Source organism: Chryseobacterium viscerum, assembly GCF_002899945.2.
GTDB classification, from domain to species: Bacteria; Bacteroidota; Bacteroidia; order Flavobacteriales; family Weeksellaceae; genus Chryseobacterium; species Chryseobacterium viscerum.
The window spans coordinates 405096-423326 of sequence record NZ_PPEG02000002.1; the positions used below are offsets into that span (position 1 = coordinate 405096).

At 35.7% G+C, this 18231-nt stretch carries 12 protein-coding genes; 7 read left to right on the forward strand and 5 right to left on the reverse strand.

Annotated features, from left to right (window positions below; translation table 11 throughout):
* Nucleotides 1-55 precede the first annotated feature (55 nt).
* Together C1634_RS05470 and C1634_RS05475 are read left to right on the forward strand one after the other, a co-directional pair.
* Nucleotides 56-2488, forward strand: coding sequence for an alpha-ketoacid dehydrogenase subunit alpha/beta (locus C1634_RS05470; protein WP_103234348.1), 2433 nt, complete (start codon nucleotides 56-58; stop codon nucleotides 2486-2488).
* 85 nt (nucleotides 2489-2573) lie between these two features.
* Nucleotides 2574-2915: a hypothetical protein gene (locus C1634_RS05475; protein ID WP_109738015.1), complete on the forward strand. Its 342-nt coding sequence runs from the start codon at nucleotides 2574-2576 to the stop codon at nucleotides 2913-2915.
* Nucleotides 2916-2947: 32 nt separating this feature from the next.
* On the opposite strand, the gene C1634_RS05480 is transcribed toward C1634_RS05475, so the two are convergent.
* From C1634_RS05480 to C1634_RS05490, 3 genes are all read right to left on the reverse strand, one after another.
* The gene (locus tag C1634_RS05480) at nucleotides 2948-3364 is read right to left on the reverse strand and encodes a carboxymuconolactone decarboxylase family protein (RefSeq protein WP_103234346.1); all 417 of its coding nucleotides are present in this window, start codon (nucleotides 3362-3364) and stop codon (nucleotides 2948-2950) included.
* A 126-nt stretch (nucleotides 3365-3490) separates the two neighbouring features.
* Complete coding sequence (locus C1634_RS05485) at nucleotides 3491-4099, reverse strand: hypothetical protein (protein WP_109738016.1); 609 nt, start codon at nucleotides 4097-4099, stop codon at nucleotides 3491-3493.
* 112 nt (nucleotides 4100-4211) lie between these two features.
* The gene (locus C1634_RS05490) at nucleotides 4212-4595 is read right to left on the reverse strand and encodes a winged helix-turn-helix transcriptional regulator (protein WP_103234344.1); all 384 of its coding nucleotides are present in this window, start codon (nucleotides 4593-4595) and stop codon (nucleotides 4212-4214) included.
* Nucleotides 4596-4761: 166 nt separating this feature from the next.
* Between C1634_RS05490 and C1634_RS05495 the strand changes: the two genes are divergently transcribed.
* Nucleotides 4762-5823: an NADH:flavin oxidoreductase gene (locus C1634_RS05495; protein WP_103234343.1), complete on the forward strand. Its 1062-nt coding sequence runs from the start codon at nucleotides 4762-4764 to the stop codon at nucleotides 5821-5823.
* A gap of 226 nt (nucleotides 5824-6049) precedes the next feature.
* Here C1634_RS05495 and C1634_RS25880 read toward each other — a convergent pair whose 3' ends face one another.
* Nucleotides 6050-6214 carry a bacteriocin-like protein gene (locus C1634_RS25880; RefSeq protein ID WP_153816325.1) on the reverse strand — a complete coding sequence of 55 codons (165 nt, stop codon included), beginning with the start codon at nucleotides 6212-6214 and terminating at the stop codon, nucleotides 6050-6052.
* Nucleotides 6215-6404: 190 nt separating this feature from the next.
* The gene (locus C1634_RS05500; RefSeq protein ID WP_109738017.1) at nucleotides 6405-7607 is read right to left on the reverse strand and encodes a C1 family peptidase; all 1203 of its coding nucleotides are present in this window, start codon (nucleotides 7605-7607) and stop codon (nucleotides 6405-6407) included.
* 228 nt (nucleotides 7608-7835) lie between these two features.
* Here C1634_RS05500 and C1634_RS05505 point away from each other — a divergent pair, with 228 nt between their 5' ends.
* The 4 genes from C1634_RS05505 to C1634_RS05520 all read left to right on the forward strand — a co-directional run bounded on the left by C1634_RS05505 (nucleotide 7836) and on the right by C1634_RS05520 (nucleotide 18131).
* Nucleotides 7836-8354 (forward strand): RNA polymerase sigma factor, encoded by a 519-nt coding sequence (locus C1634_RS05505; RefSeq protein WP_103232516.1) that lies wholly within the window; start codon nucleotides 7836-7838, stop codon nucleotides 8352-8354.
* A 12-nt stretch (nucleotides 8355-8366) separates the two neighbouring features.
* Nucleotides 8367-10775: a vWA domain-containing protein gene (locus C1634_RS05510; protein ID WP_103232515.1), complete on the forward strand. Its 2409-nt coding sequence runs from the start codon at nucleotides 8367-8369 to the stop codon at nucleotides 10773-10775.
* 63 nt (nucleotides 10776-10838) lie between these two features.
* Nucleotides 10839-13607, forward strand: coding sequence for a TonB-dependent receptor (locus C1634_RS05515; protein WP_103232514.1), 2769 nt, complete (start codon nucleotides 10839-10841; stop codon nucleotides 13605-13607).
* Nucleotides 13608-13610: 3 nt separating this feature from the next.
* Nucleotides 13611-18131, forward strand: coding sequence for a TonB-dependent receptor plug domain-containing protein (locus tag C1634_RS05520; protein WP_109738018.1), 4521 nt, complete (start codon nucleotides 13611-13613; stop codon nucleotides 18129-18131).
* Nucleotides 18132-18231 lie beyond the last annotated feature (100 nt).

The window sequence follows — 18231 nt, forward strand, 5'->3', positions numbered from 1 at the left end:
TTAAAAATTGTATATTAGCAAAATACTTGAAGACTAAAAACTTTTTTACTTAGCTATGCAAACAACCTATATTGAAACACAGCAAATATCCTTTCAAGATTTTAAAAATCAAATACTTGAAGATTACAGGTTAGGAAGGATCTCCCGTGAAATGTCTTATCTCGGAAGGAGAGAAGTACTTACAGGAAAAGCTAAATTCGGAATTTTTGGGGATGGAAAAGAACTTCCTCAACTTGCGATGGCGAAAGTTTTCAGAAATGGAGACTTCCGTTCAGGGTATTACAGAGATCAGACTTTTGCATTGGCAATAGATGCCTTAACAGTAGACAGCTTTTTTGCACAGATGTATGCAGATACGAGCGTGGAAAGAGAACCTGCTTCAGCTGGAAGACAGATGAACGGGCATTTTGCAACAAGAAGTTTACATGAAGACGGGAGCTGGAAAGATTTGACAGCTCAGAAAAATATTTCTTCAGATATTTCTCCTACAGCCGGACAAATGCCAAGATTATTGGGGTTGGCTCAGGCTTCTACAATTTATAAGAATGTAAAATTCGATGGTTCTGAAAAATTCTCAAGAGAAGGGAATGAAATTGCTTTCGGAACGATTGGAGATGCTTCTACAGCAGAAGGGCATTTCTGGGAAACTTTAAATGCAGCTTGTGCACTTCAGGTTCCTATGATTGTTTCTATCTGGGACGATGGCTATGGGATTTCAGTGCCTACAAAAAATCAGAGAGCAAAAGCTGATATCAGCGAAATGTTGAGTGGTTTCCAGAGAAAAGAAGGAGAGAATCAGGGATGTGAGATTATTCAGGTGAAAGCTTGGGATTATCCTGCATTATTGGATGCCTATGCTAAAGCAGAACATTTTGCAAGAACAGAAAGTGTACCGGTAGTGGTTCACGTAATTGATGTTACTCAACCTCAGGGGCACTCTACATCAGGTTCTCACGAAAGATATAAAAACGAAGAGCGTTTAGCTTGGGAAGCTGAGTACGATGGTTTAGCAAAATTCAAAGAGTGGATCTTAAACTACTCTATAGAAATTGAAGGAAAAGAAGAAGTAATTGCAACTGCTGAAGAATTGGAAACAATTGATGATGAAGCAAAAAAGATTGCGAAAACAGGACAGAAAGCAGCTTGGGAAAACTATCAGAAATCCATTACAGAATTAATTCAGTCTATTTTACCTTTAGTAGAAAGCCTTAAAGGTCAGAATGCTGAAGTTGAAACTTATATTGCTCACTTCAACAAGCTTGTTTCAAAAGCTAAAAAAGATATCTTCCATTTGGTAAGAAGATCTTTACTGGTTACCAGAGGGACTAATTCTGCAGAAAGAAACCAGTTGATGCAGAAATACCATGAAGTAACAGCTGTTGAAAAAGATAACTATTCTTCTCACTTGTATTCTCAATCGGAATGGAAGTCTGAAAACATCAAAGAAATCAAGCCAGTATATTCTGACAGTTCTGAAGATGTAGACGGAAGAGTAGTCATCAGAAATAACTTTGATAAAATTTTTGAAAAATATCCTGAAACTTTAATCTTTGGAGAAGATACCGGAAACATCGGTGACGTAAACCAGGGATTGGAAGGAATGCAGGAAAAATATGGTGCATTGCGTATTGCTGATACAGGAATTCGAGAAGCAACGATCCTTGGACAGGGAATTGGTATGGCAATGAGAGGTTTGAGACCGATTGCTGAAATCCAGTACCTAGACTATGTTCTTTACTGTTTACAGGGGATGAGTGATGACCTTGCAACGGTACATTACAGAACCAAAGGAGGGCAGAAAGCTCCGTTGATTATCAGAACAAGAGGCCACAGATTAGAAGGAATCTGGCATTCAGGTTCTCCAATGGCTGGAATTCTAAACCTTTCAAAAGGTATTCTGGTATTGGTACCTAGAAACCTTACGAAAGCAGCTGGATTCTATAATACAATGCTTCAGGCTGACGAACCTGCGATTATCGTAGAATGTCTGAACGGATACAGATTAAAAGAAAAACAACCCGATAACTTAGGTGAATTTACAGTTCCTGTAGGTAAAATTGAAGTAACAAAAGAAGGAAAAGACGTTACTTTGGTTACTTATGGTTCTACATGGAGAATTGTAACAGAAGCAGCCAACGAATTGGAAAAATTGGGAATTTCTGCAGAAGTAATTGACATTCAGTCGTTGATTCCTTTCGACTTATCTCATGAAATTGCGGAAAGCGTTAAGAAAACCAACAGATTAGTCGTAATCGACGAAGATGTGGAAGGGGGAACTACAGGATTTATCTTGCAGCAGATCCTTGAAAAACAAAAAGCATTCAGATATCTGGATTCAGATCCGTTGACGATCTCAGCAAATGATCACAGGCCAGCGTATGCAAGTGATGGTGACTACTTCAGTAAGCCGTCTACAGACGATATGGTAGAAAAGATCTACGCGATGTTTAATGAAACAAATCCTCAGAAATATCCTGCGATATTCTAATTGGGATTTTAGATAAACTTTGAAACCGCTCCCAAAAGGAAGCGGTTTTTAATTTATATTTGTTTGAATAATTCAAACATAAACCATGAAGCTTAGACTCTTATATTTAATATTAATAATTATCAGTTGTAAAAAAGATAAAAAAGAAGTTTTGCTGGCAGATAGAGAAGCTCCCTTGGGATGGATTTATTTGAAAATGTATGATGATAGAACCTTCGAATTTATTTCTCGAGGAATGATGAGAGATAACGATATTTACAAAGGAAGCTATGAATTGAAGAGTGATACTCTTTATTTTAAATATAATGACTCAATTCCAAAAGCAGGCTCAAAAGCAGTCATAGACAAAGGGTTTGTAAACTATATTAATGGCAGTTATCATGAAAGTATTCAAATAAAACTTAATAAATTACCAGTTGACCAATAAAAATCCGTCATATACTGATAGCAATTTGTTTTTTAATCCTCTTCAGCCAAAGTAATCCGTAATTTATTCAAAGTATTCATTAAGGTGATGCTTGCTGTAAGTTCTACAATTTCCTGTTCTGTGAAATGCTCTGTTAGTTTTGCTTTGATCGATTGCCAGTCATCTTTACTGTAAATGACTGCTTCTGCCCATTCTAAAGCAAGCTTTTGTAAAGGATTGAAGACATTAATATGTTTCCAGCCTGGAAGCCGGTTAATGATATCCTGTTCAAAACCAAAATTGGAAAGTTCTTTAGCGTGATAACTGCAGCAATAGGCACATCCATTGATTTGAGAAACTCGTAATTCGACCAAGGCGATTAGTTTTTCATCAATACCAGATTTTCTAATACTGTTGTGGGCTTTATACAGATTTCCAATAGTTTCTTTTGCAATTTCTTTGTAATTCATAATGAAATATTTTCTGCAAATTTGCATCAGAAAAAGTTTCGAACCTATATGCTTACCTTTTGGTTCTATACTTACCTTTTTGAAAGTATACTCCAATGAGAACTATAACGAATTATAAATCAGGGGTTAGTAAAATTGTTTTATGCTTTCAATAGCTCCTGTTTCTTGGTCAACAAACAAATAAACACATCCATCATCATGAAACAGATAGCAATTTTTAATTTCCACCTGGCCTAAAAAGAATAAAGGGTTATCATTTTTAATGGGCCAGTTAGGATTTTGTATCCATTTTGGTGGTTGGGTCTGGTATTTAAAAAGTTCAGTATATTGTTGTTTAATGTACAGTTTTTGCTCAGCTTTTGAAAGCTTTTTGTCTTTGGGTAAAATATACTTTTCAATAAAGTTGAGTTCAGCATTTACATATTTGGGACGAGTACTTAGAATAAGATCATATTCATCAGAAAACTTTGATGATGGAGTGCTTTCAATTCCGATTTTTGTAAGAAACAAACTGACAGTTCCCTGAGCGTTTAATTTCCCGGAAGCACTTTTATAATCTTGTTCAGCTAAATATAAAAATGGAGTAGTATTCTGTAGATACGTTCCATGCCAATCAAGCTTAGGGTCTGAAAGCAGTTTTTCTAAATTCGGGTTGGCATAAAGTTGCTGCTCAAAATCTTTTTCAGATACTTTACCTCCAACAAAGTCTTTTAAAGTCTGTATATCGTTTTCCACCGGCGAATATTGTTTATCTTAAATTATTGCTGTGTAGATATGAAATAGGGCTTTTATTTATTTCGTTATTGTTTATTGAAATAAATCTGGAATTTTTAAAATCCAGATGCCATCAAATATTGACAGGCTTTTTTGTTTTTTTATTCTCTATGCTACAATCCTCAGAATATAATCCTTTTACCTGATATTTTGCTTCCCACTCTTCCAGTAAATATAAAATTGGTAACAACGCCAATCCTTTCTCTGTAAGAGAATATTCTACCCGCGGAGGAAGTTCTTTAAACTCTTCACGGATAACAAGTCCGTCCGTTTCCATTTCTCTCAATTGATCGGTCAGGACCTTTCTGGAAATAACATTAATGCGCACAGCAAGCTCTCCAAAACGCAGCCTTCTGTCCTTAATAACAAGGACAATAATGGGTTTCCATTTGCTTCCCAAAGCGGCCATTGCCTTACCCAGAGGACAGCTGTATTGCATTAATTCATTCTTTTTCATAGGGAAATAGGTATTTTAATTATCATATGGAACCTAAGTTTCATACGTTACTTTGATGTTACTAATGTAAGTTACTGCGAAGTTACCACTATTTTTTTAATAAAGGGTACAAATACGAACTATTATTAGTTACTTTGTGTAACAATTATAAAATATAAATTTAAATATGAGCACATCATCATTATTTAAACCGTTTCAATACAAAAATTTACAGCTTAAAAATAGAATTGTAATGGCTCCTATGACCAGAGCACAGTCTGACAATGGAGTTCCTACACAGAATATCGCAGATTACTACGGAAGGAGAGCTGCTTCAGACGTAGGATTGATCCTTTCAGAAGGAACTGTTATCAACAGACCCGCATCAAAAAACTTACAGAACATTCCAGATTTCTACGGAACTGAAGCGTTGAATGGCTGGAAAAATGTAATTGATTCCGTACATAAAAACGGAGGCAAAATGGGACCTCAGATCTGGCATGTAGGCGATACAAGATCGTCGGAAGACTATCCGTTGGTTCCAATGGAAAAAGCTTCAACAATGACCATTGAAGATATTCAGGATACCATTGCACAGTTTGCAGCCTCTGCAAAATCAGCGAAAGATCTTGGCTTTGACTGTCTTGAAATTCATGGCGCTCATGGGTATCTTATCGATCAGTTTTTCTGGGAAGTAAGCAATACAAGAACAGATGAGTATGGTGGTAAAACACTAAAAGAAAGAAGCAGATTTGCTGTTGAAGTAGTGAAAGCTATCAGAGCAGCAGTGGGAGAGGACTTTACGATTATCATTCGTCTTTCACAATGGAAACAACAGGATTATAAAACTAAACTGGCCTTTACTCCTAATGAAATGGAAGATTGGTTATTACCTTTAAAAGAAGCTGGAGTAGACATTTTCCATTGTTCACAGCGTCGTTTCTGGGAACCCGAATTTGAGGGTTCAGATCTAAACTTCGCAGGATGGGCTAAAAAAATTACCGGACAGCCAACTATTACAGTAGGATCTGTAGGATTAAACGGTGATTTCCTTAATTCTTTTGCAGGGGAGGGAACAGAGAAATCTGATCTTACAGAACTGATCAGAAGACTTGATAATGAAGAATTTGATCTCGTTGCAGTAGGAAGAGCCATTTTACAGGATCACCAGTGGGTACAGAAGATCAAAGACGGAAATACCGAATCTCTTCTGGACTTTTCAGCAGAAAGTATGAGCGTTTTATTTTAATGTCAATAATGAATAGAAAATTTGCTTCGCTGTCAATTTTTTAACAGCATATTTTATTCACTTGCGGAGCAAAATTGATTATTCATACCTGATATTAAATCAGCATAATTCACTTTATTTTATATTTAATTTTCACCTATTTATTAAAGAACCCGATTTCAGAATTTCTGAAATCGGGTTTTTATTTGCTTTTTATAAACAATTTCTAAAAGCTTTGAATTCCATTTTATAAGAATCTGCATCCGGTTGCTGCAAGCTCACACGTCCAATAGGCAGGAACACCATCTTCAGCTTTGTGACGGCATGCAATAAGTCCGGCTTCACACTGTGGAGCATTTCCACCATTGATGTTCTTTAATGTCGATTTTGTTAATCTCTTTAGATTTTTCATATTGATTAGTTTGTTGATTCATACAAATATAATATTTTTTGTAAATCAAACAATACTTTGCACTAAAATGTGAAATATATTCTTTCAAATAGCATATTCTAAAAATAAACCCGCTCCTGGAATTTCCGGGAGCGGGTTTTAACAGATTTAAATATCTAAAACTGCCTTTAAAATGGCAGAAATGATTTTCTTATAAACCAATATTCTTAGTTGGCTTCAACTGCTTCAAGATGCTTTTTGGAATGGCGTTTTTGTGAACCAAAATAGCTGTTGATTTATATTCAACATAAGGTCTTGTTACATAAAGATATCCAGCGAAATCATTGGTTACTCCCCAAGAATTCTTTACCATATAATATTCTTTACCCGTCTGATCTTTTGCCAATCCTACGATATGCATACCGTGATCATCCGTTGTAGAAAGGTTGTTAAGCGCTTTCTGACGCATGTCTTCAGTGATGGTTTTATCTTTTTTAGGCTCTGTAAACAAAGTCTGCTTGTTCTCTGCAGTGATCTGATCAAGCTCCATATCCGGAACATAAGCTACTCCGTTTTTGTAAGAGAAATAAGGCTCAGAAACGTCAGTTGCCCAACCTACAGAATATCCTTTCGTTACTGCGTTGTCGATAATCGCTGTAAGATCTTTCATCGGAACATTCCAGTCAGAATCGTGGCTCCAGTTATCAGGAATTGGAACTACAAATTTCTGAAAATACGGATAATCTTTATACGAAGATAATTCTACATAATCTTCAGCATTGATTCCTACCACATCCTTAGCAAATGTTTTAGGAGTGTAGTTTTTCCCTTCATATGTAAAGTTCGCAGGTACTTTTCCTAGATATTCATCAAGAATAGCATCTACAGAATCCATCCAGTTATCTGTCAGTTTTCCTTTTGAAGAAGCCTGAACAAGACTGTCAAGAACCGGCTTCAGTTTCCCCTGCATTTCCTTGAAGTTATTTGTAGTCTGCCCGGATTTTAAACCCGTGTAAACATCTTGAGGAACCGCTCCGTACTTCTTGTACATGTTGATTACGTCGTGAAGTTCACCTCCGTCACCCCAGCTGATGGCGCCATTATTTAAAACATATAATTTCGCTTTATCATGATAAGAATTTCTTGCTGTAAAAATTTCAGCAAGATCTACAGGCTTTTTGCCCATTCTCTGCATTTCAGATTCAAGGAATGAATTTCCTGAATAGCTCCAGCAAGTTCCTGATGAACCTTGGTTCTTTACAGAAGTTGCACCAACGTCTTTTAACGTTGTGAACTGAAAATTAGCATTTTGTGATTGGTTGTTTTTTAACTTATTGATTAAGTCATCTTGGGCAAACATCATACTTCCTGCAGACAAAACAAAAAGTAATGATGCAATTTTGGCATTTTTCATTACTATAAAAAGATTATTTGTATTAATAGTCGTTGCTAATAGAGATTTGTTACAGAAGGAAAAGTTAAATTTGAAATGTAAAAAAAATATGAAAAGACCAAACCGTAAAATCCTAAAAGGCAAATAGGATGATTTATAAATTTGATTTTCATCTTTTTACCAAAAAAGTTTATCATGTTTCCAACCTTCACAAAAGTTTCGGCATCTATACTATTATAACTCCTGACTATGGAACAAGAATTATTATTGGAATGCCAGCGTAGCGACCGCAATGCACAGCGGAAAGTTTACGAGAAAATGGCGGGCAGGCTTTACTCAGTCTGCAGACGCTATTTGAAAAACGATGAAGATATAGAAGAAGTATTGGCTGATACGTTCTATAAAATCTTCACGAAAATCACCCAGCTTCAGAATCCTGAAACCTTTGAAGCATGGGCCAGAAAAATTGCGGTGAACGAATGCCTGCAGAAATTAAGAACCCACAAAGGACTGTTTATTTCCCTTGAAGAAAACTTTATTGATCATTCTGAAGGGACTACAGATAGCCTATCCCTGGAAAAAGATATTCTGAGTCTGCTGAATTTTCTCCCGGAAGGCTGCAGAGCAATCTTTAATCTTTTCGCTATTGAAGGATATCCTCATAAGGAAATTGCTACCATGCTTTCCATCAGTGAAGGAACTTCAAAATCCCAGCTCAATTTTGCAAGAAAGAAGCTACAGGAACTTTTAGTGAATCAAAACATTTAAACTTTTACAACAATGGAAAATAATCATATAGATCAACAATTCAATGAAGCCTCTAAGCTTTCAGAAGAACCAACAGTTTTTCCTGGTTTTGAAAAAGTATGGGAAAAAATTGAAGAAAAATTAGATAAAAAAGAAGAGAAAAAGAGAATGATTCCTCTTTGGCTGCCGTATGGTATTGCTGCAAGTTTGGTGATTGGTCTGGGGGCTTTTTATTTTATCAATAAAAAAGAAGCTGCCGAACCTTTAAAACCTGTAATAGTAGAGAATACAACGTCAAGAGGCCCGATTAACAAAACAGATATTGCAAAAATAGACCGTACTATAAAAGAGAATATCAGAAAAGAAGAATTACCTGGATCTGTACCTCTTCCTTTACCGAATCAACCTTCATCGATTGTAGGAATAGATGTATACAAATCTCCACCTACCTGCAATTTACCGCCAGTACAAGCTCCTGATAGAATAACAGCATCTTTGCCCCAAATATATAATGATACTTTAAAAACGCAAAGTATTGATGAAGTTGTAGTGGTGGGATATTCAAAAGTAGTTAGAAGAAAGGAGGTGACAGCATCCAATACCGTTACAAGTAGTTCTATCAGTAACTTACCACAGGCTACCGTTTATTCTTCATTGCAGGGGGCTGTTGCAGGAATTAAAGTCGATAAATCGGGAGGAAATCCGGGTAGTAGTAACATCGCTCCGGGATATATTAATAACAATCAGCTGATGATTAGAGGCGCTGCTTCTATAAAAGCAGAAAATAAAGCTTTGTTTGTTCTTAATGGGATCGTAAGAGCAGAGGAGGAACTTAGAAAATTAGATCCTAATAAAATTGAAAGTATCAATGTTTTAAAAGGAGCTTCTGCTACAGCAATTTATGGAAGTAAGGCGGCAAATGGGGTGATTGTGGTAACCACCAAAGATCTTTCAAGAAGAGAAAGAAGAAAAATGAAAAAGCTGCAGGAGGAACTCAATAAACAACAGCAGATTGCACCGGTTCCTCAAAATAATGAAAGCTATGATGCGTTTGTTGAAAATCCTTTTGAGCTCACGCAAAGCCAGCCTTTATCTACCTTCTCTATTGATGTTGATAATGCTTCTTATTCCAATGTGAGAAGAATGATCAATAACGGACAGGCAGTCGATAAAAATGCAGTAAGAATTGAAGAAATGGTTAATTACTTTAAATATGATTACCCTCAGCCTAAAAAAGGAGACCCTTTCTCGATCAACACAGAATACAATGACTCGCCATGGAACCCTAAGCATAAACTGCTTAAAATAGGTCTTCAGGGAAAAAATCTTCCAATGGATAAACTGCCTGCATCCAACTTTGTGTTTCTGATTGATGTTTCAGGCTCAATGAATGAAGAAAATAAATTACCGTTATTGAAATCTTCCTTTAAAGTGCTGCTGAATAAGCTCAGACCTAAAGATAAAGTTGGGATTGTGGTCTATGCAGGAAGTGCAGGAATGGTTTTACCACCTACTTCCGCAGGAGAAAAAGAAAAAATTATTGAGGCATTGGATCATCTTCAGGCCGGTGGAAGCACAGCAGGAGGAGCAGGAATTGAGCTTGCCTATAAACTGGCACAGGAAAATTTTGTGAAAGATGGAAATAACCGTGTCATTATCGCAACAGACGGAGATTTCAATGTAGGAACGTCTTCAACGTCAGATCTTAAAACCTTAATTGAAGATAAAAGAAAATCAGGCGTTTTCCTTACTTGCTTAGGTTTTGGAATGGGCAATTATAAAGATAATACGCTGGAAACTCTTGCAGATAAAGGAAATGGGAATTACGCATATATTGATAATATGCAGGAAGCCAATAAGTTTTTAGGAAAAGAATTTGCAGGAAATATGTATGCCATCGCCAAGGATGTGAAAATTCAGATTGAATTTAATCCGGAATACATAAAATCATACCGCCTGATCGGTTATGAGAATAGAAAACTAAAAAATGAGGACTTTGCAAATGATAAAATAGATGCCGGGGAACTGGGAAGCGGACATACCGTTACTGCTTTGTATGAGGTGATTCCAGTAGATGTAAAATCGGACTTCGTTCCTAAAGAAAGCACCCTGAAATATACTCAGAATACTTCATCAAAAGAATTTGGAGATGAGCTGGCAACGATAAAATTCAGATATAAAAAGCCTGATGGAGACTCCAGCCGAGAAATAAGCCAGGTGATTAAAAATGTTGATAACAGAATATCTTCTGCAAGTCCGGATTTTAAATTTGCTTCTTCAGTAGCGTGGTTCGGTTTGGTATTAAGAAATTCAGAACTGATTACAAAGAAAGACCTTTCTGACATTGAAAATCTTGCTAAACAGGGCAAAAGTAAAGATGAAGAAGGGTACCGGTCAGAATTCATAAGGCTGATAGAGAGCTATAAAACAATTCAAAAATAATCTGTAAAAAAGAAATTTCCCCGGAAATTTCTTTTTTCATATTTTTAAGCATACTAATCACTGATGAAAAAGAATTATCTGCTGTTATTGCCATTTACCATTACCGTTTTACAGGCACAAAATTCACAATTATATTATTCCGGAAAATTTTTAACATCTAAAGATAAAGCACAGAATTTTTTAAAAGTTCATAATAAAAACAGTGGAATTTTTGAACTTACTGATGACAAAGGATTTGCAATTATCGCTGCCAAGCCTTATGATACGCTCGTATGGAATCAGGGTAAAAACATTCATGTTGTTGCTACCTATGAAGTAAGGGAATTAAAATCAATTCTTGAAAATCAGACGGCAAAGAAAAGTGTAGACAATATTTACAGTAAAGCTTATGACAGTCTGGTTTCAAAAGAAACTAAAGATGAATTCAGCATTGAAAAGACGAAGACCCGTTTGAGTAAAAAGTCCTATACCTATTTTCATGAAATAAGAAAATTAAGGCGGAAGAATGACAGTATTTACAACTTAAAAAGTATCAATCAAAAAACATTGTTGCTGAATGGAACCTTTACCACATCGGTTGATATTAAAAGCAGAAATGCCATTCCGGGGACTCAAAATAAGTATACACAGGGAAGATCTGAAAACGGGAACCTTATCTGGAAAGGCCCTGAAACCAATGAAATGTTCAGTTTCGGACCGGATATTTCTACACTGGGGTTTAATGGATTGCCTTATGAATACGATCAGAACGGAAAATTAATACCCTGGATTGATGGCCTTCAGCATGCACAAAAATATAATAATACCCTTTTTAAAACTACGGTTGGTTACAATAATCAATTGAACATAAGTGCTTTTATAAAAGAAGGATATGATGAGAAAATTCGTCTTTCTTTTAACTTGGGACAGCAAAAGAACCAGACATATTTCATAGATCAGTTTGATATTGCCAATACCTTTAAAGCAAAGCTGAATACAAATTTTTCAGGATATCTTATAAATCTTGCGTTTAATTACGAAGAAGATAAAGCAACCAATACCAATAGAATAGGGCTGTTCAACAGAGCCTATCAGAGTTCATTGCTAACTCCCATTTCTTTTTCAAATAAGCAAAATACCTTTCTGAACAACGGCTTACAGAGAAGTTACAGTAAATATGCAGACAACCCTTCATTCCTTTTTGAACAGGATAGCAAATACCGATATCAGAACAGACAAAGACAGTTTAGCCTTAATCTTGTTAAAGCATGGGGAGATTTTAGATTGAATCTCAATCAGTCTTATGAAAATGACAATATCAGGAATTGGGATCAGTATAAACCTTCTACTTATGGCTTCAGCAGCGGAGCTTTTAATGAAAGGATTCAAAATAACAGTTTGTACCACTCTAATGTATTGGGAACGTATACATTGGGAGATGATGACTTTAGAAATACATTCAGCCTGAACTTTATTTTAAACGATAGAAAATCAGATGTTTATAATAGTTTTGTCAACCAAAAGTATCTCTATCAAAGAACTTCACAGGATCATATCTTTAATTATAATATGAACATCCAGGATTATGACTTTGAAGCAGGTTTTAACCTCGGAAATTCATTTTACATCTCTAATACCTCTCTTAAAAATAGCTATTGGCTGCCAAGAACTAACTTCTATGTCAAATTCAATGATATTTTTGATTGGGATAATTACAGTTTTAAACTATTGGGAAGCTATACACACTTAAGCTCCGAACCGGATATTACAAGGTCATATGCGTCATATGCTACAACATTACTGAAGGCAGAAAACTATCATCAATATTTTCCGGTACAGGAAGTGGAAAGTTTCAGAGGTTTATCCAATATCAATACTAAAGAATGGAAAATAGGAGCTAAACTGAATCTTGGCTATAACATAAGTGTAGACGGAGAGTATTTCAATAAAAAAAATACAGACGATATATTTCCTGTTTTTGAAAATAATCAATTGAAGCTAAAGAATATAGGAGATCACACCTACAGTGGATATGAATTCAATTTTACTTATGAACGGTTACGACTGGGATATGATGCATATACAACCCAAAAAATTTCCTTTTTCAAATATAGAGATATTGTAGATAGGGTAGCTCCCGGATATCAGAATCTGGCAGTATCAGGATTCAAAGATATTTATAAAACATTGTCGGAAGGGCAGGCTTTGGGCGCTGTAATGGGAAGTTATTTTGAAAGGAATGCAGCCGGACAATTGATTATTGATGAGTTCGGATTCCCCAAAAAAGCAGACGGAATGAAAATAATTGCAGATCCCACACCGGATTTTGTGATGAAATTCAATCATAATTTTGTTTATAAAAACTTTTCCCTAGATATCAATTGGGAATGGAAAAAAGGTGGTCACCTCTGGAACGGAACACAGGCTGTTCTCGATTATTACGGACGTTCTGACGATTCGGGTGAAGAAAGAAATATCAAAAATTATGTTTTCCAGGGGGTGCACGCCAATGGAACTGTCAACCAGATTCCTGTAGATTTCTATGATCCCAACCGGAATGTTCAGGAAAACAGATGGTCAAGATATGGCTATCTGGGGGTGGCTGAAAATTATATTCAAAAGGCAGATTATATAAGAATCAACAATATTTCATTGTCTTCCAATTTTCCGATCAACTATGGAAAACAAAATCTCAGACTGACTTTTTATGTGAATAATATAATGCTCTGGCAGGCTAATAAAGGAGCAGATCCCAATCAGAATTTTTATGATATGGACAACGGAAGAGGACTGGATTTTTTCAACCTTCCGTCTTTTAAAACTTTTGGATGCGTTGTTTCACTTAGATTTTAACCTATGAATTTCAAATTTATATCAAACTATATCATCCTGCTGAGCTTATTGTTGTCAACGATTTCTCTAAAAGCTCAACAATCATTTCAGGATTTTGAAAAAGAAAAGGCCTACATTCAGACCAATCATGTTTTTTATAAACCTGGTGAGGGAATGTATTTTAAAATATACGTGGTAAAAGGAAATAATAACCTTCCGGCAGAAGACAGCAGGGTTGTTAATTTTGAAATCATTGATCCGGCAGGAAGTGTTGTGAAAAAATTGAAATATGAAATTACCAATGGATATGCACAAGGTTATTTCTACTTTGATGAAGACATGAAAGGTGGGATTTATAAAATCAGGGCTTTTACCAACTGGATGCAGAATGAAGAAGGAAAAAATACCTTTGAAAAAGAGATTACCCTGCAGAAAATTGTTTCCCCAAGGATTTTAATGAAGCTTGATTTTCCTAAAAAAGGATATGGACCGGGAGATGAGGTAACGGCCGATTTTTCAATGAGAAGCCTGAGCAGCCTTCCGATTCCTTTTTATGAAGCGGATTATACAGTAATGCACGATGGAGAAACCATTTCAGAGGGGAAATTGATTACAGATAAAGAAGGTAAAAAGCTATTGACTTTTAAGCTTCCTGAAGTTTTGAAATCCTCTGACGCTCTTTTAAACATTAAGGTGAATTTTGACGGATTTACAGAATCTATTTCCAGAAATATTCCCATTGTTCTGAATAATCTGGATGTGAAATTCTTACCTGAAGGAGGAACTTTCATTAATGGAATAGAGCAAAATATAGCTTTTAAAATTCTTGATGAGTTTGAAAAGCCTGTAGATGCTGTTTTAGCGGTTTACAATCAGAATCATGAAAAGATAAAAGAAATTTCTGCTTATAATTTTGGTATGGGAAGCTTCCATTTTACCCCTAAAAAAGGAGAAACCTACTATGCAAAAGTTGTAAAGCCGGAAAATATAGCCCAGACTTTTAATTTCCCGGTCGCAAAAAATGAAGGAGTAGTTTTAAATGTTCAAAATGAAAATAAGAAACTGAACTTTACCATCACCTCAACTCAGGAGAAAACCATTACGTTGAAAGGAAGCTTCCGCGGAAAAGAAGTATACAGCAAAGTTTTTCCGTTAAAAATCGGGGGCAATTCATTAGAAATTGAGGAGAAAGATTTCCCGGTGGGAATCTGTAGATTCACAGTGCTGGAAAACAATCTTCCTCTTGCAGAACGTATTGTATTCACCAATAAAGTGAATCAAATGAATATAACAGTTAAGCCCATAAAAAAGCATTATCTGCCCAGAGAAAAAGTAATTCTGAATATTGAAACGACCGATGAAAATAACAAACCCATCCCTGCCAATCTCGGCCTGAGTGTAGTAGATGATAGGCTTTGGACGTATGCTGATGACAAACAGAATCACATCATCTCCTGGCTTCTTATGGACTCTGAACTGAAAGGGAAAATTGAAAAACCTCAGTTTTATTTCGATAAAAAAGAAGAAAAAGCCAATAAAAGCTTAGATCTTGTTATGTTGACGAACGGCTATAGATACTTCGAACCGATTCCCGAAGTTCTGAAGACCAATAAATACAAATATCTTCCCGAAAAGAAGAATACCATTTATGGTGTAGTGGAAGATGAGAACAAAAAAACAGTGAAAGCTGATGTTTTCCTTGTAGGCACAAATGATAAAAAGATTCTTAAACAAACAGTTGCGGAAAACGGGAAGTTTTATTTTTCGGATTTAAATGCAGGAAATTCATACAAAATTATTGCAAAGTCCTATCAGCCTAAACAGAAACTTAAAATCAACATCTTATCTTATAATCTGGATGTAAATCCTTTGGAAAAACAAAAACTCTCCAATATAGATGTGGAAGAGATTGTAAAAGAAGCTGAAAAAAAAGAAGAAGTAATAAAAGAAAATAAAAACAATACCAACCGGGTGAGTAAACCCGTTTACTCAAGAACCGATACCATTAAAAATAAAAGTATTGAAGAAGTCGTTGTATTAGGGTACAGTTCAATGGCCAGGAATAAAAGTACGTTGGCATCTACTATAATAACATCTTCCATAGAAATTCAGAATCCCAATGTAACTTCATTATTAAATGGAAGAGCTGCCGGAGTAATGGTAACCCCAGTTGGGCAGGCTGGCGCAAATGCACAGATCAGAATAAGAGGAGAAGCCTCTATTAGCAACAAAAATCCATTATTTATCGTTGACGGAACACCCGTAGAAAATTTCAATACAACGATCAACCCTAATGATATCAACAGTATTACCGTTCTGAAAGATGCTGCTGCTACCGCTATTTACGGAAGCAGGGCTTCAAATGGAGTGGTGATTATTAATTCGTATAAAAATGGAAGTTCGCAAATTAAATGGGATATCACCCCAAAATCTTATATTGCTGTAGAAGCTGTGCCATATGGAAGGCTTACATCATACGCCGGGACAAGAGAATTTGCTTATCCGGAATATGAAACCACCAACACTTCCTACCGATTTGATTACAGAGAAGCGCTTTATTGGAATCCGGTAGTGGAAACCGATAAAAACGGAAAGGCAAAAGTAGAGTTTTATAATTCAGATGCCAATTCTACTTTTAGAGTGATGACAGAAGGTATTTCTGCTACTGGGCTTTTAGGAAGAGATGAAACAACCTATGCTGCACAGAGCCTTATTTCACTGGATGCTAAAATCCCACAGTATCTGACGAGAACGGATCAGATGACGATTCCTGTGGTGATTAAAAATAATTCTTCTGAAACCCGTAAAATGACCATGGATGTGATAGTTCCCAATCATGTAAAACTGATCCATTCTGATAGTTTGATAACCCTGAAACCATTAGAATCAGGAAGATTATTTGTCAAAATACAGACTGATGAGATCGTGAATTCTGATATTCAGTTTTCAGTAAGATCCGGAGATTTCAGAGAAACCATGATTCTTCCGTTTAAAGTAGAAGAAAAAGGGTTTCCGCATCAGTTTTCCATCATCAATAATAAAACAGAAGATCTGAAGATCAATATTCCGGAATATATCAATGGAAGTCTGCATTCTTACTATTATGTATTTGAAAATACTGCTTTACAGATGTTTGCAGATATTGAACAGCTGAAGAAAGAACCTTACGGATGTTTTGAACAGCTTTCCTCAACGATATATCCTAATATTTTTATACTGGATTACTTAAAGTCAAGTAAAAAAATAAATACCACAACGGAAAATCAGATCATTAAGAATATGAAAAAAGGTTTTCAGAAGATGTTGAGCTATAAAAATAAAGATGGTGGTTTCGGATATTTCAGTTCCGAAGAATCAGATGTGGCACTTTCTGCATTTGCATTACTGGAATTTACATATTTAAAAAAATACGTACATCCGGATGTTAAATTGATGCAGGGACTTTCTTCATTTATTTTATCCAAAAAGAATACAAACGGCTTATTCGAAGTAAGAAGAGGGTATGAATCAAAAGATACCTATTCGGAACATTTATGGTCAAAAAATATGTACATTATCTATGCCTTATCCAAATTGGGCTTTAAAAGTGAAATAGAAGATTCTTTTAAAGTAACAATGAAAAGAGCTTTGGCTACAAAAGATACTTATCAGCTGGCTTTGCTTGCCAATGCGGCCGCGAATCTTGGAAAGCAAAAAGAATATGATGATCTGATGAAGATTCTGGACCAGCAGTATGAAGCAAAGAATACAAAATCCAAAATTACATTTACAGGATCTTGGGGACGTTCTGCTGAAGCAGAAACACTTTCATTGTACATGATGGCGCTTCAGAAAAATGAAAAACTCAATGTATTGAAAATTGCCGAAGCAGCAGATCAGCTGATCAATTTCAATGGATATTATGGGTTCGGTTCTACCCAGGCAACAACTTTGGCAATACAAACTCTTTCAGAATTTTTCTCTAAAAATGAAAAATTATATGGAACTGAAAAACCTGTCATCAAAATTAATCAGGCGCAAACTTCACCTATGATGAGTTTTTCATCTGCATTTAAAGCTGGAGAAAATAATATCAGTATTCATTATCCAACTCAAAATGGACTTCCTTATAAGCTGGAATATCAATATCATACACTCCAGGCACCGGAAAGCAAAGATATTCCTCTTACCATGGAAACAAAGCTGAAATCCGGAATATCAAAAGTAGGAGAGACCAGCAGAATGACGATTACCATTAAAAACAAAATAAATGGCCAGCTTCCCATGACAATTGCAAAAATTGGGATTCCTGCAGGATTGACCCTTCAAAATGCATTACTGAAAGATCTGATTGATAAAAAACAGGTTTCTTATTATGAAATCTTTGACAACTATCTGGTTTTATACTGGGAACATTTCAATGCTGAGGAAACAAAAACAATCAATCTTGATCTCAAAGTTGAATTTGCAGGCACTTATACCGGAAAATCAAGCAATGTATATCTGTACTATATGCCGGAAGCAAAGTACTGGAATCAAGGAATAACAACCCATATTGAACCTTAATTTTAATTTTCATCCTTGTCAAGGTTTAAAACCTTGACAAGGATGAAAATAATCTGGCTGGAAGAAAGAATGAATTCGTGGAAAAGGAGAAGCCAAGCTT